At 66.0% G+C, this 1,078-nt stretch carries 1 pseudogene; it reads left to right on the plus strand.

The window, feature by feature from the left end:
- A pseudogene (locus AB0C34_RS31580) lies at positions 1 to 1,031 on the plus strand (hypothetical protein); the annotation flags it as partial.
- Positions 1,032 to 1,078: the final 47 nt, after the last annotated feature.

The following is a 1,078-nucleotide window of genomic DNA, read 5'->3' on the forward strand; positions in this document are numbered from 1 at the left end:
CCGCCGAAATCGGGCACGTCGAATTCTTTTGTGACAACGAGCAATTGGTGACAACCGCACCGGACATCGTGATGTCGCTGGCCCGGGCCCATCGCGCCCAGTCGGCCGTGGGGACGAATGGCCCGTGGTGGCGGCTGCGGATCGTGGTGACCGATACCGGAGCGACCGAAATCGACGAAGACCACGGCACCCAACCATTCCCCGAACCGTATCTGTTCGCACCGCAGGCGTATACGGCGGATCTCGAGACCTACCCGCGAGAACGGTTGCCGGTGTGGCTGGCCGCGTATGTGCGGCACGATGAAAGACAATCCAGGCCGCCCGCACAGGCTGTACGGCATGCGCGAGAGAATCGAACCGCCCGCCGCGCCGACGATCAGATAACGGAATTCCCGGTCCTGTGGGCGCGTTGGGCAACCCTCGCCGCGGCCTTTGTCGCGGTGAATTCGCTGTGGGGACCGAGGATTCTGCCGTCGCTCGGTCGGTTCGAGGGCGGGGCGGGCAACGGATCCACCCTCTATATCCTGCCTGGCGAGCGAGCCGTGCTGTCCGGCGGAGTGTGGGAGGCGCCGGAATTGGACGCCGTCTACAACCGCGGCGGCCCGATGCCCGATTACTATGCGGGCGCGCCGGATTGGGTCGCCGATTCGGTGCTGGACTCTCGCGCCCAGGCCGGACTGCTGAGTTTCTGCTACTGGTGGGAAAACGGCCACTGGTACCGAGGCCAGTCGCCCGATGTCACCCGATTCGCGGCCGCGGTGCCCGCTGTATGGTCCGCTGATGCGGTGGTCGATACCGTCGCGCGACTGATGCCTCGGCAGGATTCGCGAGGCGCGGCGGAGGCGTTGGTCGGCGCGGCCGAGAACAACCGCGTAACATCCGACCTCCTCGCACCCCTGTTCGACCCTGCTGTTTGCGATGTCGATTCGGCCTTCCACCAGCTGTCTCTGGCGGGGGTTGTTGATCTGGCACCGTCGTCGAGGCGGTACGGGGCCGGTCTGGCTCGACCGCTCCGGGAGCGAGTGCGGTAGTGATCGATCTACCGGATGTTTTGGGATGGGTGGCGGGCGTCGACTGG

The organism is Nocardia sp. NPDC049220 (genome assembly GCF_040647855.1).
GTDB lineage: Bacteria > Actinomycetota > Actinomycetes > Mycobacteriales > Mycobacteriaceae > Nocardia.